Origin of the sequence: Actinomycetospora lemnae, from assembly GCF_028737315.1 — a bacterium.
GTDB classification, from domain to species: domain Bacteria; phylum Actinomycetota; class Actinomycetes; order Mycobacteriales; family Pseudonocardiaceae; genus Actinomycetospora; species Actinomycetospora lemnae.
Genome location: NZ_JAQZAO010000014.1, coordinates 83,120 through 105,082 on the forward strand (window position 1 = coordinate 83,120; position 21,963 = coordinate 105,082).

Consider the following 21,963-nt stretch of genomic DNA (forward strand, 5'->3'; position numbering starts at 1 on the left):
TCACCGCCGGCCGGCTCGATCTCGATCTCCTGCTCGGGTGCGGGCTCCTCGTCGATCCCGCCGGCCGGCACCGTCGGCAGGAACTCCTCGTCGATCCCGCCGGCCGGCACCGGCTGGAGCTCCCCGTCGATCTCGCCGGTCGGCTCGGTCTCGATCTGGCCGGCCGGCACGGTCTCGGTCTCGCCGGTCGGCTCGGTCACCGGCGCGGTCTCCGGCTCGGGCACGGTCTCCGGCTCGGGCACGACCTCCGTCTCGGTCTCGCCGACGGGCGTCGTCCCCGGCTCGGTCTCGGTCTCGGTCTCGGTCTCGGGCTTGGTCTCGGGCTTGGTCTCGGGCGGGGTCTCGGGCGCGGTCTCGCCGACCGGCTCCGTCGGCTCCTCCTCGGGCCGGGTCTCGGTCTCCTCCGGCCGGGTCCCGGTCTCGCCGACCGGCTCCGTCGGCTCCTCCTCGGGCCGGGTCTCGGTCCCCTCCGGCCGGGTCTCCGTCTCGGTCTCGCCGGTCGGCTCCGTCTGCGTCTCGGACTCCGGCGGCTCGGGCCAGGTCTCGGGCCAGGTCTCGGTGCCCGGCGTGTGTGTGGGCAGGCCCTCCTCGTCGATGGGCGGCATGGGCGTCACCGGCGGGACGGGCTGGTGGTGCGGGTGGGTCTGGTACCACTCCTCCGGGTCCGGGCAGTACGGCGGCCGCGGCGCGTCGGGGCAGTAGTCCGGGTTGTAGCCGTCGGGGCGGTGGACCGGGTGGTAGCAGTCCGGGTTGTAGTGCGGGTGCCAGCAGTACGGGTTCTGGACCGGGTGGAAGCCCCACGGGTTGTGGACCTCGTGGTAGCAGTGCGGGTTCCACACCGGGTCGTACTCGTACGGGTCGCCGTAGTGGCCGGAGGGCTCGAGGTTGTCGTAGAGGTAGCTGCAGTCGGGGCCGCAGTAGGTGGCGTGCGCGGGGCAGTTGTAGTCCCGCGGCAGGCAGCCCTGCTCGATGTAGGTGCTGCAGCTGTCGTAGGGCGGGCAGTCGTCCTTGATGTACTCGTCGCCCGGCGGCTGGTGACCCCACGCGCCCTCGCCGTACTCCTCCTCCGTCTCGGAGGTGGGCTCCTCGGAGGTGGGCTCCTCGGAGGTCGGCTCCTCGGAGGTCGGCTCCTCGGGCGGCGTCTCGCCCGGCGGCGTCTCGCCCGGCGGCGTCTCGGTCCCGGGCGGGGTCGGTCCCTCACCGACGGGGGGCGGCACCGTGATGTCGTCGATGTCGCTCACCGGGTCGCCGGCGGGCTGCATGACCGGCTGGGCGGGGACGGTCGCGGGGTTCACGGGGAAGGTCATGGCGGTCTCGTTCCGTTCCGGGGGACCGGTGTGGCCCCGCTCTCTCGGTTCGGGACAAGACTGCGGGCCCCGGCACCCCCGGTCATGAGCAGCGCACTACTCGACAGCCACCGCGGTTGCCCGGGGATTACTCGGTCCGGACGGGGCCGGGCCCGTGGGTGCCGTGCGCGGCCATGAGTAGCGCGCGCCGGCGGGCGTCGGCGCTACTCACGCAGGGCCGCGTGCGCCGCGGGTCGGTCAGCGCGTGCGGGGCGGGCGCCCGGCGGGCGCGTCCTGCTCGCCGGCCGCCGGGGCGTCGTCGGCCCGCGTGCCGTCCGGCGTCCCGCGGTCGTCGGCGACCTCGTCGCCGGGCACGGCCGTCGGGGTCTCCCGGGCGTGGACGACGAACCACGCGACCCACCCGGCGGCGGCGACCCCGACGAAGCTGACGAGGCGGTAGAGGAGCACCGCGGCGAGGGCGGGGTGCGACGGCACGCCCCCGGCGACCAGCGCCGCGAGCAGCGCACCGTCGACGAGGCCGAGCCCGCCGGGCAGGAACGCCGCGCTGGAGGCGGCGGTGGCGGCGGCGTAGGCGACGAGCACCAGCGCGAGCGTCATGCCCTCGGCGCCGACGGCCACGCAGCAGGCAGCCAGGCAGGCGATGTCGAGCAGCCAGTTCGCGAGCGCGGCGCCCCCGACGACGACCCGCCCGCGCCCGCGGAGCTCGATGAGCTGCAGTGCGGCGATCTGGTCGGCGAGCTCGGCGACGCCCGTCTCGCGCGGACGGTGGCGCACGCGGTTGACCAGGCGCAGGCCCCACGAGCCGGCGGCGACGAGGAGCCCGGGACGGCGCGCGACGACCACGACGCCGGCGCCCAGGGCCGCGACGCCGAGGATCTGCAGCACCAGCCAGGTCAGCGAGGTCGGCCGTCCGCCGACCACGAGCGCCGAGCCGAAGGCGATCGCGGCGAGCGCGAGGCTGGCCGCCACACCGCCCGCGACCATCGTCCAGGTCGTCGCGGGCACCGTGGCGCCCCACGCGCGGCGGCGCTTGTAGGTGTAGGCCGTCGAGAGCGCGGCGCCGCCCGGGACGGTGAGGTGCAGGGCGTTGGCGGCGAGCGTCGCCATCGTCACCGCGCCCAGCGACACCCGGACCGACGCGGCCACCAGCAGGCGGTGGTGCAGCACGGAGAAGGCGACGAGCGCCCCGGCCTCGCTGGCGACGGCGACGACGACCCACCAGGGGTCGGCGCCGAGCAGCGCGGCGCCGGCGGCCTGGACCGTCGGCCACACGATGACCACGCCGGTGGTGACGACGGCCGCCACGACGATCCCCGTGGTGATGCGCAGCACCCGGCGGGTCCGCGGGGTGGCGCTGGTCAGGCCCGTCGACGCGGTGGTCACGGTCGCGCTCACCCCTCCAGTGTCCTCCTGCCGGCCCGATCACCGGTGGGTGACCGATCACGCCCGGCGGCACGCATGGCGCCGACGGAGACCACACGACCGGTGCGGGCCCGGCGACGAGCGGTCCTGGCCGCGGACACGGGGTGATCCCGCACCGCAGCGGTGACATGCTGCCCGACGACGTCGGCGCCTCGACGCGCCCCCGGGTCGATCGAGAGGACACCCGCGATGAGCCGCCGTGTGGACGCCGACCTGCTGCTCGTCGGGAGCCTCCCCATCGACTCGCCCGACGAGGGCTTCCGGGCCGGCGCCGAGCTGTTCGGCGACCGGGTCGCGGCCCTGCCCGACGGGGAGTCCGGGGCCCGCGGGGCCTGGGTCGGCCACGACCGCACGACGCTGCTCGAACCGCACCCCGACATCACGGTCCTCGCCCCCTCGCCGTCGCCGACCGGCCGCGCGCGTCACGCCTACGACACCGCGCGCCTGACCGTCGCCGAGGGCGTCGAGACCCTGCGCTTCGACGCCTGGCCGCGGATCGCCGAGACCCTCGCCTCCTACGAGCGGTTCGTGGCCATGCGTGGGGGCGGCGTGATCCCGCCGGACCTGCGCTTCCAGGTCGGCCTGCCGGGCCCGTCGAGCGTGTTCACCGGCGCGTTCAAGGACGACTACGCCCGCAACTGGTCGATCGTCGGCCCGGCGCTCGAGGACCTGTGGTCGCGGGCGATCGACGAGCTGCTCGCGACGATCCCGCCCGGCGACCTGGCCCTGCAGTTCGACCTCGCCTACGAGGTGATCGACCTCGAGGGCGTGCTCGGGTGGACGGAGGGGGACGCCTGGGAGCGCTTCGCCGGGCCGTGGTCGCGGCTGGCCCCGCAGGTGCCCGAGGACGTCCTCATGGGCCTGCACCTCTGCTACGGCACGTTCCCCGAGTGGCCGATGTTCGAGGCCCGCGACATGGGCCTCATCGTGCGGATGGCCAACCACGCCGTGGCGCACGCCGGGCGCCCGCTGGACTGGGTCCACCTCGCCGGTCCGCGCTACCTGCGCAGCGAGGACGACGCGTTCTTCGCCCCGCTGGCCGACCTCGACGCCCCCGACTCGCGCGTCTTCCTCGGCATCGTGCTGCCGATCGACGGCGTCGACGGGCTGCGGCGCCGGCAGGCCACCGCGTCGCGCCACCTCGCCGACTTCGGCGTCGCCCAGTACTGCGGGATGGGCCGGCAGCGCGGCGAGGACCCCGCGGCGACGCTGCGCGAGCACGCCGCGACGGTGGCCGCGGTCCGCGGGTAGGGGCAGGATCGGGCGCGTGGTCGGGATCGTGGAGGTCAGCCCGCGCGACGGGCTGCAGAACGAGCGGGCGCTGCTGGAGACGGGCGCGAAGATCGAGCTGATCGAACAGGCCACCGCCGCCGGGGTGCGGCGCATCGAGGCGGTCTCGTTCGTGCACCCCAAGCTGGTGCCGGCGATGGCCGACGCCGAGGCGGTGATGGAGGGCCTGACCCGCGCGGACGGGGTGTCCTACATCGGGCTGGTGCTCAACCGGCGCGGCTACGACCGGGCGGTGGCGGCCGGGGTCGACGAGGTGAACGTCGTCGTGCCCGCCTCGGACGGGTTCGCGAAGGCCAACCAGAACTCGACGACGGCCGCGCTCACCGAGGTCGCCGAGGAGGTGCTGGCCGAGGCCGCGTCGCGGGACCTGTTCGCGTCGCTGACGATCGCGACGTCGTTCGGCTGCCCGTTCGACGGCGAGGTGGACCCGGAGCGGGTCGTCGAGGTGGCCCGCCGGGGTGCGGCAGCGGGGGCGAAGGAGATCGCGATCGCCGACACCATCGGCGTCGGGGTGCCGACGCAGGTGCGCACGCTGCTCGACGGGGTGCGCGCGGTGGCCCCGGACGCGCTGATGCGCGCGCACTTCCACAACACCCGCAACACCGGCTTCGCCAACGCCGTCGCCGCCCTCGAGTGGGGCGTGGACTGGCTGGACTCGTCCAACGGCGGGATCGGCGGCTGCCCCTTCGCGCCGGCGGCCACCGGCAACATCGCCACCGAGGACCTCGTCTACCTGCTGCACCGCATGGGCCACCCCACCGGCCTCGACCTCGACGCGCTGCTCCCGATCGCGGGCTTCCTGTCCGACCAGCTCGGCTACCGCGTCCCCGCCCTGCTGCCGCGCGCCGGCAGCTTCCCCGGCTGACACGAGCCCCGGCTGACCCCTCCACGCCGAAGGAGCACGAACGTGAGCGAGCTCGAGCAGCTGTCCATGCTGATCGGCGGCAAGCCGACCGGTGCGGTCTCCGGCCGGACGTTCCCGTCGGAGAACCCCTACACCGGGCAGGCGTGGGCGGAGATCCCCGACGGCGGCACCGAGGACGTCGACGCCGCGGTGGCCGCGGCCCGCGCGGCGCTCGACGGCGAGTGGGGGCAGATGACGGGCTTCGCCCGCGCCGCGCGCCTGCGCCGCCTGGCCGACCTCATCACCGAGAACGCCGAGCGCCTGGCCCGCCTCGAGGTCAACGACTCGGGCAAGCTCTACCGCGAGATGCTCGGGCAGCTCCAGGGCCTGGGCGGCTGGTACCACTACTACGCCGGGCTCGCGGACAAGATCGAGGGCGCGCAGATCCCCTCGCCGAACCCGAACTACCTCGTCTACACGCGCCGCGAGCCGGTGGGGGTCGTCGCGGCGATCACGCCGTGGAACTCGCCGCTGCTGCTCATGAGCTGGAAGGTCGCGCCGGCGCTCGCCGCCGGCTGCACCGTGGTGATCAAGCCCTCGGAGCACGCGCCGGGCTCGACGCTCGGGTTCGCCGAGCTGATCGCGCAGGCCGGGATCCCCGACGGCGTGGTCAACGTCGTCACCGCGAACTCCGGGGAGGTCGGCGCGCACCTGGCCGCACACCCCGACGTCGACAAGGTGGCGTTCACCGGGTCGACCGCGACCGGGCGCAAGGTCGCCGCCGCGGCCGCGGAGAAGCTCCACCCCGCGACCCTCGAGCTCGGCGGCAAGTCCCCGCAGGTCGTGTTCCCCGACGCCGACCTGCAGGCCGCGGCGAACGGGCTCGTCGCCGGCGTGTTCGCCGCGACCGGGCAGACGTGCATGGCGGGCTCGCGGCTGATCGTGCACGCCGACGTGCACGACGAGCTGGTACGGCTGGTGGCCGAGCGCGCGTCGCAGATCAAGCTCGGCGACCCGTTCGGCGCGGACACCGAGATGGGTCCGGTCGCCAACAAGATGCAGTACGAGAAGGTCGTCGGCTACCTGGAGACGGCGCGCTCGGAGGGCGCGACCATCGCGTACGGGGGCTCGTCCGAGGAGTCGCTGGGCGGCTACTTCGTCCAGCCCACGGTGCTCTCGGTGAAGCCGACGGACACCGTGTTCCGCGAGGAGGTGTTCGGGCCGGTGCTCGCCGCGACCACGTTCACCGACGAGGACGAGGCGGTCAAGCTGGCCAACGACACGCCGTACGGCCTGGCCGGCGCGGTGTGGACCAAGGACGTGCACCGCGCCCACCGCGTCGCCGCGCGGATCAAGGCGGGCACGGTGTGGATCAACGCCTACCGCGTCGTCGCCCCGAGCGTGCCGTTCGGCGGGTACAAGGACTCCGGCATCGGGCGCGAGAACGGCACCCACGCCATCGACGCCTACCTCGAGACCAAGTCGGTGTGGGTCGAGCTCACCGGCGGCACCCGCGACCCGTTCACGCTGGGCTGACCGCCCTACGTGAGTAGTTGGCACGCCTATGGGCGCGCCAACTGCTCACGAGGAGGCGCGGCGCTCCAGGAGCGGGTCGAGGCGGAACGGGACGAGCTGGCGCATGACGAGCGCGGTGGAGGTGCGCTCGACACCCGGGACGGCGAGCAGGCTGCCGGCGATCGTGTAGAGCGCGTCGGCGTCGCGGGCGACGACCTGGACCAGCAGGTCGTCGTCGCCCGCGAGGCCCACGACCTCGACGACCTCGGGGATGCGCGCGAGCGCCGTCGTCACCTCGGAGAGGCGACGCTGGTCGACGCGCGTGGTGACGTAGGCGCGCAGCGGGTGGCCGAGCGCCGCGGGCTCGATGCGCCGCCCGAAGTCACCGAGCACACCGCGGCTCTCGAGGCGCGCGAGGCGGGCCTGGACGGTGTTGCGGGCGAGCCCGAGGCGCTCGGCGAGCGCGACGACCGTGGCGCGCGGCTCCGCCGCGAGCGCCTGCAGCAACCGCGCGTCGAGGGCGTCGACGGGTTCCATCCTGCTCACTCCCGCGGGGTCGCGACGGCGTCGGGCTGAACATAGCGCTCAGCTCCGTCCGGCCCGCTTGCGCACTTCGACGCCATGACGAACGCTTCCGGCACCGAAGTGGACACGGCAGTGGACACGGCAGTGGACCCCGGAGGCCATCGATGACATCCACGCGTCCCGCCCCCGCACCGATCGCGGACCCCGGACCCGAGCGCGAGGCGCTGCAGGCCGTGGAGGACCGGGTGCTGTGGCTGTCCACCGCGATCGTGGACCACGCCAACCGCGTGCGCCCGAACCCGAGCGGGCTCAAGGTGGGCGGCCACCAGGCGTCGTCGGCGTCGATCGTCTCGATCATGACCGCGCTGTGGTTCCACACGCTGCGCCCCGAGGACCGGGTGTCGGTGAAGCCCCACGCCTCGCCGGTGCTGCACGCGATCAACCACCTGCTCGGCGAGCTCGACGCGAAGTACCTGACCACGCTGCGCGAGGCCGGCGGCCTGCAGTCCTACCCGTCGCGCTCCAAGGACCCCGACCCCGTCGACTACTCGACCGGCTCCGTCGGCATCGGCGCGACCGCCCCGATCTGGGGGACGATCGCGCGCCGGTACGTCGAGGGCATCGCGCACACCGCGGGGACGGGCCGGCAGTTCTCGCTGGTCGGGGACGCCGAGCTCGACGAGGGCGCGGTGTGGGAGGCCGTGCTCGACCCGATGGTGCGCGAGCTGGGCGAGGTCTGCTGGATCGTCGACTTCAACCGGCAGTCGCTCGACCGCGTCGTCCCTGACATCTCGGCCACCCGGCTGCACGGGCTGTTCTCCGCGGCGGGCTGGCAGGTCATCACCGTCAAGTACGGGCGGCTGCTCGCCGAGCTCTACGCGAAGCCGGGTGGCGACGCCCTGCGCCGGCGCATCGACGAGATGACCAACCCGGAGTACCAGCGGCTCCTGCGCTGCACCCCGCTGCAGCTGCGCGAGCGCCTGCCCGGCGACGGGCCGGACGCCGAGGCGATCGCGGCGCTGCTCCGGAGCGTCGACGACGGCGCGGTGCACGCGGCGATCCGCAACCTCGGCGGCCACGACCTCGGCGCGCTCGCCGACGCCTACGACGCCATCGACGACACGCGCCCGACAGTGATCTTCGCGTACACGGTGAAGGGCTACGGCCTCGCGACGCAGGGTCACCCGCAGAACCACTCCAGCCTGCTCACCGAGACCCAGATGCGCGCGCTCGCGACCGGCCTCGGCACCGACCTCGACGACCCCTGGGCGCCGCTGCCCGACGGCCCCGCCGCCGACCTGTGCCGCACCGTCGCCGAGCGCCTGCGCCGCCGCCCGGCCGCCCCGGCACCGCCGCCGGAGGTCCCCGTCGACCTCGACCGCACGCCCACCGGCACCGGGCACACCCAGCAGGCGCTCGGCCGGGCGCTGCTCGACCTGACGCGCTCGGCGCCCGAGGCCGCCCGCCGGGTGGTGACGGTCAGCCCCGACGTCACGTCGTCGACGAACCTCGGTGGCTGGCTGAACAAGGTCGGGTCGTGGTCGCCGCACGAGCGGCGCGACTGGTTCGCCGACGACGCCGAGACGATCCTGCACTGGCACGAGCTGCCCAGCGGCCAGCACATCGAGCTCGGCATCGCCGAGACCAACCTCGTCGGGCTGCTCGGCGAGCTCGGCGCGACGTGGTCGCGGTGGGGCGAGCCGCTGCTGCCGATCGGGGTGCTCTACGACCCGTTCGTCTCGCGCGCCCTCGAGCCGTGGGCGTTCGGGATGTACGCGGGCGGGCAGTCGATCCTCGTCGGCACACCGTCCGGGGTGTCGCTGGCGCCCGAGGGCGGCGCGCACCAGTCGATCACCACGCCGTCGATCGGCCTCGAGCAGCCCGGCTGCGTGGCGTTCGAGCCGGCGTTCGGCGTCGAGGTGGGCTGGTGCCTGCTCGACGGGTTGGCACGCCTCGGCCGGCCCGGCGGGTCGTCGACCTACCTGCGCCTGTCGACCGTGCCCGTCGACCAGAGCCTCGCCGACGTCCCCACCGACCCGGCGGCCCGCGCGCAGCGGCGCCGCGAGGTCACCGCCGGCGCCTACCTACTGCGCCGGGCCGCGGGCACCCCGCAGGTGACGATCGCGGTGATGGGCGCGCTCGTCGGGCAGGCGCTCGCGGCCGCCGACCGCCTCGGTGAGCAGGGCGTCGGCGCCGACGTCGTCGTCGTGACCAGCCCGGACCGGCTCTTCCGCGCCCTGCGCGCCCGCACTGCGGCGACCGGCCCGACCGAGGACGCGCCGAGCTGGATCCTCGACGCCGCCTTCCCCGCCGATCGCGCGGCGAGGCTCGTGACGGTGCTCGACGGCCACCCGCACACCCTCGCGTTCCTGGCCGGGATCCACCGCGTGCGCGCGGCCCACCTCGGCGTGACCGACTTCGGCCGGTCGTCGGACCTCGCGGCGTCCTGGGCCCACCACCACCTCGACGCCGACGCGATCGTGGCCGCCGCCCTCGCCTGACCCCGGTGTCAGCGAAGTGCCTTCGCTGACACTCAACGTCCGTATCGGTACTTCGATCACCGGCAGGCATCGTCCGACCGGCCCAGCGGGTACACGGCGCCTTCACACGCGGAGGGAGGCGCCGTGCTCGACTGGCTCGCCGCACCCGACCACGCCACCGCCCGCTGGGTGCTCCAGCACCTCGTCGCCCTGGTCTACGTCATCGCGTTCACCGTCGCGCTGGCGCAGTTCCGCCCCCTGATCGGCGAGCGCGGACTGACCCCGATCCCTCGCTTCCTCGCGCGCACGACCTTCCGCCGCCACCCGAGCGTCTTCCACCTGCGCTACTCCGACACGCTCTTCCGCCTCGTCGCCGGCGCCGGCCTGGTGCTCGCCCTCGCCGCCCTGGCCGGCGCCACCGACGTCCTGCCCCTCGGCGCCGGGATCGCGCTGTGGGGGCTGCTCTGGGTGCTCTACCTGTCGATCGTGAACGTCGGCCAGGTCTGGTACGGGTTCGGCTGGGAGTCGCTGCTGCTCGAGGCCGGGTTCCTCGTGACGTTCCTCGGGCCCGCCGACGTCGCCCCGCCCGCGCCGATCGTCTGGCTGCTCGTGTGGCTGCTCTTCCGCGTCGAGTTCGGCGCCGGGCTGATCAAGATGCGCGGCGACCGCTGCTGGCGCGACCTGACCTGCCTCGACCACCACCACGAGACCCAGCCGCTCCCGAGCCCGACGAGCTGGTGGTTCCACCACCTGCCCCGCCCGCTGCACCGTGTCGAGGTCCTGGCGAACCACGTCACGCAGCTCGCCGTCCCGTTCCTGCTGTTCCTCCCCCAGCCGGTTGCATCGATCGGCGCCGCGGTGGTCATCGTGACCCAGGGCTGGCTCGTGAGCAGCGGCAACTTCGCCTGGCTGAACTTCCTGACGATCTCGCTGGCGGTCATCGCGATCGACGACGCACGCCTGCGCCGGCTGCTGCCGATCCCCCTGCCCGAGCCCGCACCGATCCCGCTGTGGTTCGCAGTCGTCGTGCTCGCGGTGACGGGGCTGATGCTGGCCCTGTCGGTGTGGCCGGCGATGAACATGCTCAGCCCGCGGCAGAAGATGAACGCCGGCATCACGCCCGTGCACCTCGGCAACAGCTACGGCGCGTTCGGGTCGGTGACCCGCGAGCGCGACGAGGTGGTCCTCGAGGGCACCGACGACCCGGACGGCGCCGAGGACGCGACGTGGCGCGAGTACGAGTTCCGCTCCAAGCCGGGCGACCCGTACCGGCGCCCGCCCCAGACCGCGCCGTACCACCGGCGGCTCGACTGGCTGATGTGGTTCGCCCCGCTCGCCCCGCGGATGGCGCGCACCTGGCTGCCGACGCTGCTCGACCGCCTGCTCGAGGCCGACCGCCCGACGCTGCGGCTGCTGCGCCGCGACCCGTTCGACGGCGAGCGCCCGGCCTGGGTGCGCGCGCGCCTCTACCGCTACCGCTTCACCACGCGCGCCGAGCGCCGCGCGACCGGGGCGTGGTGGCACCGCGAGCTGATCGGCGACTACCTGCCCGCGAGGACCCTGCCGCGGGAGTCCGCGGCGCCGTAGACCAACCGGTGCCCGGCGCGGATCCCGGCGGCGTAGACGCGGCCGAGGCGTCCCGCCCGCGCCAACGCCGCCCGCGCCGCGTTCGCCCCCGGCGCGCCGTGCACCGCCCCCGCCGGGTGCGCGGTCGCCCCGGCGAGGAAGAGCCCGTCCACGGGGGTGTCGGGGCGCCCGAGGCCGGGCGTCGGGCGGAACACCAGCATCTGGTGGATCTGGGCGGTCCCGGCCATCAGTGCGCCACGGACGAGGGACGGATCGCGGGCCTGGAGGTCCGCCGGGCGGGAGACCGTCCGCGCGATGACGAGGTCGGCGAACCCGGGCGCGTGGTGCTCGATCCACGCGGTCATCCGCCGGACCTGCTCGTCGAGCTCGGCGTCGGTGTGCTCGCGCGAGTGCGGCAGGTGCGTGTACGCCCACACCGACTCGGTGCCCGCCGGTGAACGCGTCGGGTCGGCGAGCGTCATCTGCCCGAGCAGCATGAACGGGTTCGCGGGCATCCGGCCGGCGTCGAGGTCGGCGCCGAAGTCGACGAGCCCGGCGAGGTCCCCGCCGAGGTGCACGGTGCCCGCGACGCGGGGCTCGGGCGCGGTCCACGGGATCGGGCCCGACAGCGCCCAGTCGACCTTGAGGATCGCGTCGTCCCACTGGAAGCGCTCGAGGTCGGCGACGAGGCGGGCCGGCAGGTGCTCGTCGCCGACGAGCTCGCGCAGCAGCAGCGGCGCCGGGACGTCGACGAGCACCGCCCGCCGTGCCCGCACGACGCCGCCCTCCGCGTCGACCACCCCGACCGCCCGGCCGCCCTCGACGAGCACCCGGGTGACGGGCCGGCGGCTGTGCACGGCGCCGCCGCGGGAGGCCAGGCGCGCGACGAGGGCCTGCGCGATCGAGCGCGACCCGCCCACCGGCACCGGGAACCCCACGTCCTGGGCCAGCATCGAGAGCAGCCAGCCGAAGGCCGTGCTCGCCGTCTGGGTGACGCCGAGGTCGGTGTGCAGCGCGTTGCCGGCGACGAGCGCCCGCGCGCCCTCGCCGCCGAACTCCTCCTGGCCGAAGCGCGTCGCCGGCAGCAGCATGCGCCGGGCCAGGCGCAGCGCGTCGGGACCGCCGAGGGTCCGCAGCACCCGCGTCGCGTCCTTGACCGGCGGGAACGGGCCGAGGAACGCGGCGATCAGCGGGTCGCGCAGCCGCTGCCACTCGTCGGCCAGCCGTCGCCAGGCGTCGCCGTCACCGGGCGCGAAGCGGTCGACCGAGGCCGCGGTGACGTCGACGTCGCGGGAGAGCAGCACGCCCCGGTCGTCGGGGAGGACGTGGGCGAGCGGCTCGTGCGGGTGGCTCCACTCCAGGCCGTGGGCGCCGAGGCCGAGCCCGCGCAGCACCGGCGACACGTAGCCCATGGGGTGGAACGCGCTGCCGAGGTCGTTGAGGAACCCGGGCTCGGTGATCTCCTCGGTCCGCGTCGCCCCGCCCGGCGCGTCGGAGGCCTCGAGGACCGTGACGCTCCAGCCGGCGTCGGCGAGCAGGTTCGCCGCCACCAGCCCGTTGTGCCCGGCGCCGACGACCACCGCGTCGGCGGTCTCGGTGCTGGTGGTCAGGGTGCCGGGCGATGTCATGGGCGCAGTGTTCCCGGTCGGCGGCGGCGCACCCCCGCTCGTCCGGCGCCGGACGCGATCGATTCCTCCGGTCGGCCGCACCAGGGGCTCCGCCGGAGGACGTACCCTTCCGCGAAGTGATCACGTGACGTGACGTCCGGGGGGATGGATGGCGTCGGTCGGGATCCGGCTGTTCGGTGAGGTGGCCGTCGTGCGCGACGGGATCCCGGAGCCGCGCCGCAGCCGCACCCACACCGCCCTCCTCGCGCTGCTCGCCCTGCACGCCGGCGTGGCCGTCGACGGCGACGCGCTCATCGACGAGGCGTGGGGCGAGGACCTGCCGCAGAACCCCCGGGGCGCCCTCCAGGTCGCGCTCACCCGGCTGCGCGCGTGGCTCGGCGAGCGTCCCGCGCCGTGGATCACGGCGAGCAACGGCCTGTACACGCTGCACCTCCCCCGGGACGCCGTCGACCTCCTGCGCTTCGACCAGCGCGCCGACGTCGCCCTGCACGGCGGGGACCTCGCCGCGCACGAGGAGGCCCGGTCGGCCTGGCACGGGACGCCGTTCCTCGGGCTCGACACCGACCGGCTCGCCGAGGCCCGGCGCAACGCGCACCACCGTCGGCGTGCCCTCGTCGTGCGCCACGCCGGGCTGCTCCTCGACGCCGGTCGCCACGGCGACGCCGTCGACCTCCTGACCGGGGAGGACCGCCTGGACGAGGAGCTCGCGACGCTGCTCGTCCGGGCCCTGCGCGACGCCGGCCGGCACCGCGACGCCGTCGAGACCTACCTCGACGTCCGTCGGCGGCTCCGCGACGAGCTCGACGTCGAGCCGGGTCCGGAGCTCCGGTCGCTCTACGGCTCGCTCGCCCCGCCGCGCCCCGAGCGGGCCCCGCCGCCCGGGCTCGTCGGGCGTCATGCCCTCACCGACGCCGTCCTCGACGCCCTGCACGGCGACGGCCGGCTGATCGTCCTGCACGGGCGCGCGGGCGCCGGGAAGACCGCCGTGCTGCGGGCCGTGGCCCACACCGCGCGGACGCGGGGTGCGTCGACCGCGGCGTCGGCGTGGGGGGAGCACGACACGCCCGCCGCGCCCTGGCACGAGGTGACCGACGACCTGGAGATCCGGGGGCCCGCTCCGGACCGCGACCTCGGGCCCTGGCTCCACGCCCGGCTCGGGCGCCGCGCGCGGGACGCGCCCGTGCTCGTGGCCCTCGACGACGCGCACCGCGCCGACTCCGCCTCGCTCGACGTGCTGCGGGCCCTCACACGCCGCGGCCTGCCCGCCGGGGTCGTCGTGGTCGTCGCGGCCCGGAGCCCCGACGCGGTCCCGCACCCGCGCTGGGAGCGCGCCCTCGCCGAGCTGCGCGGGCACGACGCCGTCGACACCGTCGAGGTCGGGCCGCTGGCACCGGCGGCGGTCGCCGTCCTCGTCCGGCGCCGCCTCGCCCACCTCCGCCCGGACGACGACCTCGCGGCCGCGGTCGCCCACCGCTCGGGCGGCCTCGCCCTCCACGTCAGCGCGCTGCTCGACCTGCTCGGGCGCTGCACCACCCTCGAGGAGGCCCGGGACGCCGTCACCGCGGTGCCCGACCAGGTGCGCGCCGTCGTCGGCCACCAGGCCGCGCAGCTCCCGGACGCGACGCGCCGGGCGCTCGAGGCCCTCGCGGTGCTGCACCCGATCGACCTCGCCGACCTGGCCGACGTGCTGGGACGGCGCCCGCTCGACGTCGCCGACGACCTCGAGGTCGCCGCCCGCGCCGGACTCGTCGCCGGCGAGGGTGATCGCTACGTGCTGCGCCACGACCTCGACGCCGACGGCCTGCGCGCGGGCGTGCCCCCGGTCCGTGCCGCCCACCTGCACCTCGCCCGGCTCGAGGCGCTCGACGACGACGCGGACGCGTTCACCGTGCTGCGCCACACCGAGGGCGCGGCGTCGCTGCTGGCGCCGACCCGGCGCGCCGCGGCACAGGTCGACGCGGGCGTCGCGTCCTACCGTCGGCGGGCGCTCCCCGAGGCGCTGGCCCTGTTCGAGGAGGCGCTCCCGGCCGCCGCGGCCGGCGCCCGCGCACGGCTGCTCGGTCACCGTGCGCTCTGCCGGTCCGCGGTGCGGGGGACCCACGAGGACGTCGGCACCGCACCGGCCGAGGACCTCGACGACGCCCTCGACGACGCCCTCGACGCGGCCCTGACCGCCGGGGACGACGAGCTCGCGGCGCTCGTCGCGATCGGCGACGAGCCGCTCGGGCTCTCGGTCCGGGGCGACCCGCGTCGCCACGCCCGGCTGCACCGTCTCCTCGACCGGCCGCTGGCACCGCGGCTCCGGCTCGACCTGCTCGTCGCCACCGTCCGCGAGGCCTCGGCGACCGCCCAGGACGACGCCCCGACCCTCGTGGCCGAGGCGAGGGCGCTGGCCGACACGCTGGCGCGCGACGAGCCCGAGGTGCAGGCCCGTGTCCGGGCGCTCGAGGCCCGCCACCTCGCCGACGCGTCGGGCTCCGCGCTCGACCGGCTGGCCGTCGCGGCGGACGCCCACCGGCTCGCGCTCGCGACCGACGACCCGTCCCTCCACCTCGACAGCACCGAGCTGCTGATGACCGCCGAGCTCACCGTCGGCCACTCCGAGAAGGCCCACAAGCTGCGCGTCGAGCTCGAGACCGCCGCCGAGCGGTGGTTCCGCCCGCGGTCGATCTGGGCCGCCCAGACCACCGAGGCCGCGATGCTGCTGGCCGAGGGCGACCCCGGCGCCGACGCCGCCGCCGCCCGCGCGGCGCAGCGGGGGCAGGCGCTGGGGCTCCCGGCGGCGCCCTACGCCGCCGGCGCCCACCTGCTCGTCGAGCACCTGCTGCTCGGCACCGTCGCCGACCTCGCTCCCCTCGCCGCGCACGCCGCGACCCAGGCGCTCAACACCGCGGCGTGGTCCGCGGCGGCGGCGTACGCCGCGTCGTGCGCCGGGGACGACGGGCGGGCGCGCGAGCACCTGGCGGAGTACGCGCGGCGGGCGGTCAACCCGGCGATGTGGTTCGCGCGCGCGGCGGCGGCGCTCGCGTCAGCGGCGGCGTTCCGCCTCGGGGACCGCGCCACCGCGTCCCACGTCCGCGACGTGCTGCCCGCGGACCCGGACGCCGCCGTCCTCGTCGGCTTCGGCGGCGCGGTCCTCGGCCCGGTGACGCTCTGGACGGGACTCGCGGCCCGGACCCTCGACGACCCCGACACCGCCGCGCGGGACTGGACCGCCGCCGTCGCCCTCGCCGACCGCGCCGGCTGGGCCCCCTGGGCGGCGGCCGCGCGGCAGTGCCTCGCGTCGCTGTCGGACCCGTCGGCGTCGCTGCCGCTGGGGCTGGGTGGCGGGAGCCACCCGGCGCCTGGCTCACGCTCGGTGCCCCACCGACCCACCACGCGTGGCGATCGGCCGGCGCAGCTCGCCGCCGGGGGTGCCGCCGAACGCGCCGAACGCGGAGAATCCGGGCCATGAGCACCCGCCTGTGGCATCCGTTCTCCGACATGGCGGCCGTGGACGGCCACGAGTTCGTCGTCGACCGGGGCGAGGGGCCCTGGGTCTTCGACGAGGCCGGGCAGCGCTACCTCGACGGCTGCGCGAGCCTCTGGTACGCCAACATCGGCCACGGTCGGCAGGAGCTCGCCGAGGTGGCGATGGCCCAGATGGGCAAGCTCGAGGCCTACTCGTGCTTCGCCGACATCGCCAACCGCCCGGCGCTCGAGCTCGCCGACCGTCTCGCCGGCCTCGCGCCCGTCGACGACGCCAAGGTCTTCTTCGGATCGGGCGGCGCGGACGCGATCGACACCGCCGTCAAGCTCGCCCGCGGCTACTGGCAGGCGCGGGGCGAGCACCAGCGCGTGCACGTCGTGTCCCGCGAGACCGGCTACCACGGCACCCACGGCTACGGGACCTCGATCACCGGCATCCCGCCGAACCGCGAGGGCTGGGGCGTGCTCGCCGGCGAGAACACGGTCGCGCCGCTGCACGACCTCGACGGCGTCGAGAAGGTCTTCGCCGAGGTCGGGCCGGAGCGCATCGCCGCCTTCGTCATCGAGCCGGTGACGGGCGCGGGCGGGGTGCACCTGCCCGTCGAGGGCTACATCGAGGGCGTCGCGGAGCTCTGCCGGCGCCACGGCGTCCTGCTCATCATCGACGCGGTGATCGCCGGGTTCGGCCGCCTCGGCACCTGGTTCGGCATCGAGCGCTTCGGCGTCCGCCCCGACATGATCACCTTCGCCAAGGGCGTCACCAGCGGCTACCTGCCGCTCGGCGGCGTGATCGCGGCGGGCGACGTCGCGGCCCCGTGGTGGACGACGCCGGGCGAGCGCACCCTGCGCCACGGCCCGACCTACTCCGGGCACCCCACGGCCTGCGCGGTCGGCCTCGCGACCCTCGACATCTACGAGCGCGAGGGGCTCATCCCCCGTGGCCAGGAGCTGGAGAACCCGCTCTTCGAGGCCCTCGCCCCGCTGACCTCGCACCCCTACGTCCACGAGGTGCGCGCCGGGTTCGGCTTCCTCGCGGCGGTGGAGCTCGAGCAGGACGTCCTCGACGGCGTGCCGGACGCGCCGAACGTTCTGCTGCGCGCGGTGCGCAAGGCGGGCGTGCTGGTGCGCGGGCTCGGCAAGGGTGTCGCGGTGTCGCCGCCGCTGGTCGTCGGGCAGGAGGAGATCGACCTGCTCGCCCGCGCGATCCGGTCCGGGCTGGAGGACCTGCCCGTCGAGACCCCCGTGCCGTCCGCCCCCGGAGCCTGAGGAGCCACGACATGCAGACACGCGTCGATCTCAACGCCGACGCCGGCGAGAGCCTCGGGCGCTGGAAGCTCGGGCACGACAGCGAGCTGATGGTCCACGTGACCTCGGTGAACGTCGCCTGCGGCTTCCACGCGAGCGACCCGGTCACCATGCGCGACTCGGTGCGCACCGCCGTCGCCACCGGCACCGCCATCGGCTCCCACCCGGGCCTGCCCGACCTCGTCGGCTTCGGCCGCCGGCGGATGGCGCTGCGCCCCGACGAGGCCGCGCAGCTCGTCGTCTACCAGACGGGCGCGCTGCAGGCGACGGCCCGCGCGGAGGGCGCCGAGGTCGTGCACGTCAAGCCGCACGGCGCGCTCTACGGCATGGCGCTGACCGACCCGGACATCACGTCGGCGATCACCGAGGCCGTGCTGCGCCTCGACCCCGACCTCATGATCTTCTGGCTGGCCGGGCCGACCGCGGAGCTCGCCCGCTCGCTGGGCGCGACCGTCGCCCGCGAGGGCTTCGCCGACCTCGACTACACCGACGAGGGGCACATCATCGTCGAGCCCGAGCCCAAGGCGAAGGACCCCGACGCCGTCGCGCAGCAGGCCGTCGACCTCCTCGAGGGGCACGTGACGTCGACGACGGGCAAGCGACTCGACGTCGAGGTCGACACCATCTGCCTGCACGGGGACCGCCCCAACGCCGTCGAGATCGCCGACACGCTGGTGCGGCGCCTCGACGACCTCGGGGTCGAGCGCGTGCCGGCGGTTCAGCTGCTGCGCGGCTGAGGCGCCAGCGCCTCGAGGACGTGGTCGAGCTCCTCGACGGGACGTCCCGGCGGCAGCACGATCGCGGGCTCCTCCGCGCCGGCGTCCCGCCAGCGCTCGAGCGCGGCACGGCCCCGCGCGGCGTCGCCGTGGATCGTGAGCGGCGTCCGCCGTGCCCTCCCGCAGCCCTTCGCAGAGACGCCCGAGACCGGACACCGGCACGAAGAACGGGTCCCAGCCGTCCGCCAGCGCACCGGCCCGGCGGACCGAGCGGGGGCCGAGGGCGGCGAGGTGGAGGGCCACGTGCGGGCACGGCGGGACGCCCAGCCGCAGGCCCCTCGCACCCGTCGTCGGCTCGAGGCGCTCGCCCCGCAACAGCCGGCGGACCTGGACGGTGACGGCCGCGAGGTGCTCCACCGGCCGGTCGAACGGGACGTCGTGGAGGCCCTCGGCGAGCAGCACCCCGGCGTCCCACCCCCACGCCTCGGCGACCGAGAACCGGTCGTAGCCCAGCTCCTCGGCCCGCCGCGCCACGTGCAGGACGACCTCGCGGCGGGTCTCCATCGGCGTCAGGCCGACCCCGAGCCCGCTCACGACGCCGCCAGGAACGACGTCACCACCGGGGTGACGAGGTCCGGGCGCACGAGCGGGGCCATGTGCCCGCCCTCCGGCAGCGTCGCGAACCGCCAGTCGGGCCGCACCGCGGCCAGCACCTCGACCACCTCGCGGATCGGGCGGCGCGTGGCGGGGTCGTGGACGACGAGGGTCGGCACGCCCTGCGGGGCGACGTCGTCGACGGTCATCTCCGGGTCGGTGACCGCGTCCCACTCGTGGCGGTTCGGCGGCAGGGCGGCGACGAACGCGGCGCGCCGGGAGTCCGGCATCGCGTCCCAGGAGCCGTCGCCGAGCCAGTAGTCGGCGAAGCGCGGGGCGGCGTCGGCCCAGGTCCCGGCCGTGCCGTGGCGCTGGACGTGGTCGCGCAGGGCGCACGCCTCGGCGAAGGCGTCGCGGCGGCCGACCCGGTCCAGCAGCGCGACCGGGTTGGGCTCGAGCAGGACGAGGGCACGGACGCGGTCACCGAGCTCGACGGCGGCCCGCATCGCGACCGCGCCGCCGAAGGAGTGCCCGACGAGCGCGACCGGCTCGTCGACCCCGTCGAGCACCGCGTGGACGAGGGCGGCCTGGTCGGCCAGGCGCTGCGGACGCGGCTCGGCGAAGGGCGGCGTGGCGCCGTAGCCGAGGAGGTTCGGCGCGAGCACCCGGTGGCGGTCGCGCAGGTCGTTGACGAGCGCCGTCCACTGCCGGTTGCCGCTGACCGAGCTGTGCAGCAGGACCACCGGCGGCCCCGCGCCCGCCTCGAGGACGTCCACCCCCGTACCCACCCCGGCGACGCTAGCGTGACCCACGTCACCGAGGAACGCCCGGAGGAGCCGTGCCCACGAAGGATGCGCCCGAGCCCGCCGCACCGGCGATCTCCCTGCACGACTTCACCGACATCGACCACTCCGCGGAGTCGACCTACGTCGCGGCCCTCGAGGCGTTCGACCGGCTGCCGCTCCTGCGCGAGCTCAAGGCGCTCGCGATCGAGCGCACCGGCACCGGCCCCGGCCGCCGCGTCCTCGACGTCGGGTGCGGCTTCGGCCTCGAGACCCTCCGGCTCGCGCGGCTCGTCGCGCCCGGCGGGGCGGTGACCGGCATCGACCTGTCCGCCGACTTCGTCGCCGAGGCCCGCCGCCGCGCCGCCGCGGCCGGGCTCGACGTCGACCTCGTGCCCGGCGACGCGCAGCAGCTCCCGTTCCCCGACGACGCCTTCGACCTCACCCGCGCCGAGCGCGTGCTGATCTACCTCGACGACCCGGGCCGCGCCCTCGCCGAGCTCGCCCGCGTGACCCGCCCCGGCGGGCGGATCGCGATCATCGAGCCCGACTTCGAAACCAACACCGTCAACGTCGACGACGCGCACCTCGTGCGCACCGTGCTCGCACACGAGGCCGACACCGCCGTCGTCAACCCGCGCCTGGTGCGCGACCTGCGCGGCGACCTCGGCGCGCTGGGGCTCACCGACGTCCGGGTGGACAGCCGGATGGTGGTCTTCTCGCCGGACCTCGCCGCGCAGTACTTCGCCGGCATCGGTGCGGCGGCGGCCACCGCGGGCGCGATCGACGCCGAGGACGGCCGCCGCTGGACCTCGACCATCGCGACGCTGCACCGCGAGGGGCGGCTGTTCGGCGCGGTCGGCTACTACCTGTTCACGGCGAGCGTCCCGCCAGCCACGTCTCCAGCGTCGTGATGTCGTAGCCGCCGTCGACGACGGCCGGCTCGTCGAGCAGGCGGCGGTGCAGGCCGATCGTCGTCGGCAGGCCGTCGACGCGGTACTCCGCGAGCGCCCGCCGGCCGCGGGCCAGGGCCTGCTCGCGGGTCGGCGCCCAGACCGAGAGCTTGGCGACGAGCGAGTCGTAGAACGGCGGGACGGCATCGCCGGCCATCAGCGCGGTGTCGACGCGCACGCCCGGCCCGCCCGGCAGCTCGAGGGCGTCGACGGTGCCCGGCGAGGGCAGGAAGTCCTGGTCGGGGTCCTCGGCGTTGACCCGGAACTCGATCGACGCGCCCCGGCAGGCGATGTCGTCCTGGGCCACCGACAGCGGGTCGCCGGAGGCGATGCGCAGCTGCTCGGCGACGAGATCAAGCCCGGTGACCCACTCGGTGATCGGGTGCTCGACCTGGATGCGGGTGTTCATCTCGATGAAGAAGAACTCGGCCGCGTCTCCGGAGCCCTCGACGAGGAACTCCACCGTCCCCGCGCCGACGTAGCCCACCTCGCGGGACAGGTCGACGGCGGCCGAGCACAGCCCCTCGCGCAACGACGCGGACAGCCCCGGCGCCGGCGCCTCCTCCAGGATCTTCTGCCGCCGCCGCTGCAGCGAGCACTCCCGCTCGTAGCAGTGCACGACACTGCCGTGGGTGTCGGCGAGGACCTGCACCTCGACGTGCTTCGGGCCCTGCAGCGCGCGCTCCAGGTAGACCTTGTCCGACCCGAACGCCGACGCCGCCTCCCGCTGGGCCTCGGCGACGACGGTGCGCAGCTCGTCCGCCGACCCCGCCGGCCGGATGCCCCGCCCGCCCCCGCCCGCCGAGGCCTTGACCAGCACCGGGTAGCCGACCTGCTCGGCCGCGGCCACCGCCTCGTCCACCGACGACACCTCGTCGCTGCCCGGCACCACCGGCACGCCCGCCGACCGGGCCACGGCGCGCGCGGCGGCCTTGTCCCCCATCGTCGCGATCACCGACGACGGCGGGCCCACGAACACCAGGCCGGCCTCCTCGACCGCCGCGGCGAACCCGGGACGTTCGGAGAGGAAGCCGTAGCCGGGATGGATCGCGTCGACCCCGGCGGAGCGCGCGGCCTCCAGCACCGCGTCCTCGTTGAGGTAGCTCTTCGACGCCGCCGACTTTCCGAGGTGCACCGCGTCGTCGGCCATCCGCACGTGCGCGGCCGACGCGTCGGCGTCGGAGTAGACCGCGACCGCGCGGATGCCGAGCTCCCGGCACGCCCGCACGACGCGCAGGGCGATCTCCCCGCGGTTGGCGACGAGGACGCTCTGCAGTCCTCGATGCGGCAGCTCCGCTCCGCTGCGTGCCGCGGCCGTCACGTCTCCAGCTCGACCAGTTCCTGGCCGATCGTCACCTCGTCCTCGTTCTCGACGAGGAACCGCGAGACCGTGCCCGCGGCGTCCGCCTTGACCTCGTGGAACGTCTTCATGACCTCCACCAGCCCGACCGTGTCGCCCTCGGACACCGACGCACCCTCAGTCACGTAGGGGTCGGCGTCGGGCGACGGCCGGTGGTAGAAGACGCCCGGCGTCCGGGACGTGATCGTGTGGCTTCCCACTCGGACTC

General features: G+C 75.5%; 15 protein-coding genes and 1 pseudogene. 9 read left to right on the forward strand and 7 right to left on the reverse strand.

Translation table 11 applies throughout. The annotated features are described in order from the left end of the window. Both PGB27_RS25200 and PGB27_RS25205 read right to left on the reverse strand, forming a co-directional pair. Positions 1 to 1,104, reverse strand: a pseudogene (locus PGB27_RS25200) (hypothetical protein); the annotation flags it as partial. A gap of 440 nt (positions 1,105 to 1,544) precedes the next feature. Then, positions 1,545 to 2,702 (reverse strand): lysylphosphatidylglycerol synthase transmembrane domain-containing protein, encoded by a 1,158-nt coding sequence (locus tag PGB27_RS25205; RefSeq protein WP_274203188.1) that lies wholly within the window; start codon positions 2,700 to 2,702, stop codon positions 1,545 to 1,547. 216 nt (positions 2,703 to 2,918) lie between these two features. Between PGB27_RS25205 and PGB27_RS25210 the strand changes: the two genes are divergently transcribed. From PGB27_RS25210 to PGB27_RS25220, 3 genes are read left to right on the forward strand one after another with little or no spacing between them, the layout of a single operon-like run. Next, entirely contained in the window at positions 2,919 to 3,980 is a 1,062-nt protein-coding gene (locus tag PGB27_RS25210) for a hypothetical protein (protein WP_274203189.1), read from the forward strand. Positions 3,981 to 3,996: 16 nt separating this feature from the next. Further along, positions 3,997 to 4,884 (forward strand): hydroxymethylglutaryl-CoA lyase, encoded by an 888-nt coding sequence (locus PGB27_RS25215; protein WP_274203190.1) that lies wholly within the window; start codon positions 3,997 to 3,999, stop codon positions 4,882 to 4,884. A gap of 42 nt (positions 4,885 to 4,926) precedes the next feature. Then, a complete protein-coding gene (locus tag PGB27_RS25220) occupies positions 4,927 to 6,399 on the forward strand; it encodes an aldehyde dehydrogenase (protein WP_274203191.1) in 1,473 nt (490 codons plus the stop codon). A 45-nt stretch (positions 6,400 to 6,444) separates the two neighbouring features. On the opposite strand, the gene PGB27_RS25225 is transcribed toward PGB27_RS25220, so the two are convergent. Then, entirely contained in the window at positions 6,445 to 6,915 is a 471-nt protein-coding gene (locus PGB27_RS25225) for an Lrp/AsnC family transcriptional regulator (RefSeq protein ID WP_274203192.1), read from the reverse strand. 152 nt (positions 6,916 to 7,067) lie between these two features. Between PGB27_RS25225 and PGB27_RS25230 the strand changes: the two genes are divergently transcribed. After that, positions 7,068 to 9,404 (forward strand): transketolase-like TK C-terminal-containing protein, encoded by a 2,337-nt coding sequence (locus tag PGB27_RS25230; RefSeq protein WP_274203193.1) that lies wholly within the window; start codon positions 7,068 to 7,070, stop codon positions 9,402 to 9,404. A 123-nt stretch (positions 9,405 to 9,527) separates the two neighbouring features. Beyond that, a complete protein-coding gene (locus tag PGB27_RS25235) occupies positions 9,528 to 10,970 on the forward strand; it encodes a lipase maturation factor family protein (protein ID WP_274203194.1) in 1,443 nt (480 codons plus the stop codon). Here the strand turns inward: PGB27_RS25235 and PGB27_RS25240 are convergent. Next, positions 10,925 to 12,577, reverse strand: a complete 1,653-nt coding sequence (locus tag PGB27_RS25240) for a phytoene desaturase family protein (RefSeq protein WP_274203195.1) — start codon at positions 12,575 to 12,577, stop codon at positions 10,925 to 10,927. The two genes, PGB27_RS25235 and PGB27_RS25240, sit on opposite strands and share 46 nt — an antisense overlap. A gap of 148 nt (positions 12,578 to 12,725) precedes the next feature. On the opposite strand from PGB27_RS25240, the gene PGB27_RS25245 reads away from it, so the two are divergent. From PGB27_RS25245 to PGB27_RS25255, 3 genes are read left to right on the forward strand one after another with little or no spacing between them, the layout of a single operon-like run. Then, the gene (locus PGB27_RS25245) at positions 12,726 to 16,031 is read left to right on the forward strand and encodes a BTAD domain-containing putative transcriptional regulator (RefSeq protein WP_274203196.1); all 3,306 of its coding nucleotides are present in this window, start codon (positions 12,726 to 12,728) and stop codon (positions 16,029 to 16,031) included. Further along, entirely contained in the window at positions 16,028 to 17,311 is a 1,284-nt protein-coding gene (locus PGB27_RS25250) for an aminotransferase family protein (RefSeq protein ID WP_274203197.1), read from the forward strand. The genes PGB27_RS25245 and PGB27_RS25250 overlap by 4 nt, the downstream gene beginning before the upstream one ends. 11 nt (positions 17,312 to 17,322) lie before the next feature. After that, entirely contained in the window at positions 17,323 to 18,087 is a 765-nt protein-coding gene (locus PGB27_RS25255; protein ID WP_274203198.1) for a LamB/YcsF family protein, read from the forward strand. Positions 18,088 to 18,656: 569 nt separating this feature from the next. On the opposite strand, the gene PGB27_RS25260 is transcribed toward PGB27_RS25255, so the two are convergent. Further along, positions 18,657 to 19,448, reverse strand: coding sequence for an alpha/beta fold hydrolase (locus tag PGB27_RS25260; RefSeq protein WP_274203199.1), 792 nt, complete (start codon positions 19,446 to 19,448; stop codon positions 18,657 to 18,659). Positions 19,449 to 19,498: 50 nt separating this feature from the next. On the opposite strand from PGB27_RS25260, the gene PGB27_RS25265 reads away from it, so the two are divergent. Next, the gene (locus PGB27_RS25265; RefSeq protein WP_274203200.1) at positions 19,499 to 20,356 is read left to right on the forward strand and encodes a methyltransferase domain-containing protein; all 858 of its coding nucleotides are present in this window, start codon (positions 19,499 to 19,501) and stop codon (positions 20,354 to 20,356) included. Here the strand turns inward: PGB27_RS25265 and PGB27_RS25270 are convergent. Both PGB27_RS25270 and PGB27_RS25275 read right to left on the reverse strand, forming a co-directional pair. Further along, a complete protein-coding gene (locus PGB27_RS25270) occupies positions 20,316 to 21,716 on the reverse strand; it encodes an acetyl-CoA carboxylase biotin carboxylase subunit (RefSeq protein ID WP_274203201.1) in 1,401 nt (466 codons plus the stop codon). The two genes, PGB27_RS25265 and PGB27_RS25270, sit on opposite strands and share 41 nt — an antisense overlap. Then, positions 21,713 to 21,955 (reverse strand): acetyl-CoA carboxylase, encoded by a 243-nt coding sequence (locus tag PGB27_RS25275; protein WP_274203202.1) that lies wholly within the window; start codon positions 21,953 to 21,955, stop codon positions 21,713 to 21,715. The genes PGB27_RS25270 and PGB27_RS25275 overlap by 4 nt, the downstream gene beginning before the upstream one ends. Positions 21,956 to 21,963: the final 8 nt, after the last annotated feature.

Excerpts from the sequence above, each read along its gene's own strand:
- PGB27_RS25230 (WP_274203193.1), top strand. The coding sequence starts at position 7,068 with ATGACATCCACGCGTCCCGCCCCCGCACCGATCGCGGACCCCGGACCC.
- PGB27_RS25240 (WP_274203195.1), bottom strand. The coding sequence starts at position 12,577 with ATGACATCGCCCGGCACCCTGACCACCAGCACCGAGACCGCCGACGCG.
- PGB27_RS25210 (WP_274203189.1), top strand. The coding sequence starts at position 2,919 with ATGAGCCGCCGTGTGGACGCCGACCTGCTGCTCGTCGGGAGCCTCCCC.
- PGB27_RS25245 (WP_274203196.1), top strand. The coding sequence starts at position 12,726 with ATGGCGTCGGTCGGGATCCGGCTGTTCGGTGAGGTGGCCGTCGTGCGC.
- PGB27_RS25255 (WP_274203198.1), top strand. The coding sequence starts at position 17,323 with ATGCAGACACGCGTCGATCTCAACGCCGACGCCGGCGAGAGCCTCGGG.
- PGB27_RS25250 (WP_274203197.1), top strand. The coding sequence starts at position 16,028 with ATGAGCACCCGCCTGTGGCATCCGTTCTCCGACATGGCGGCCGTGGAC.
- PGB27_RS25225 (WP_274203192.1), bottom strand. The coding sequence starts at position 6,915 with ATGGAACCCGTCGACGCCCTCGACGCGCGGTTGCTGCAGGCGCTCGCG.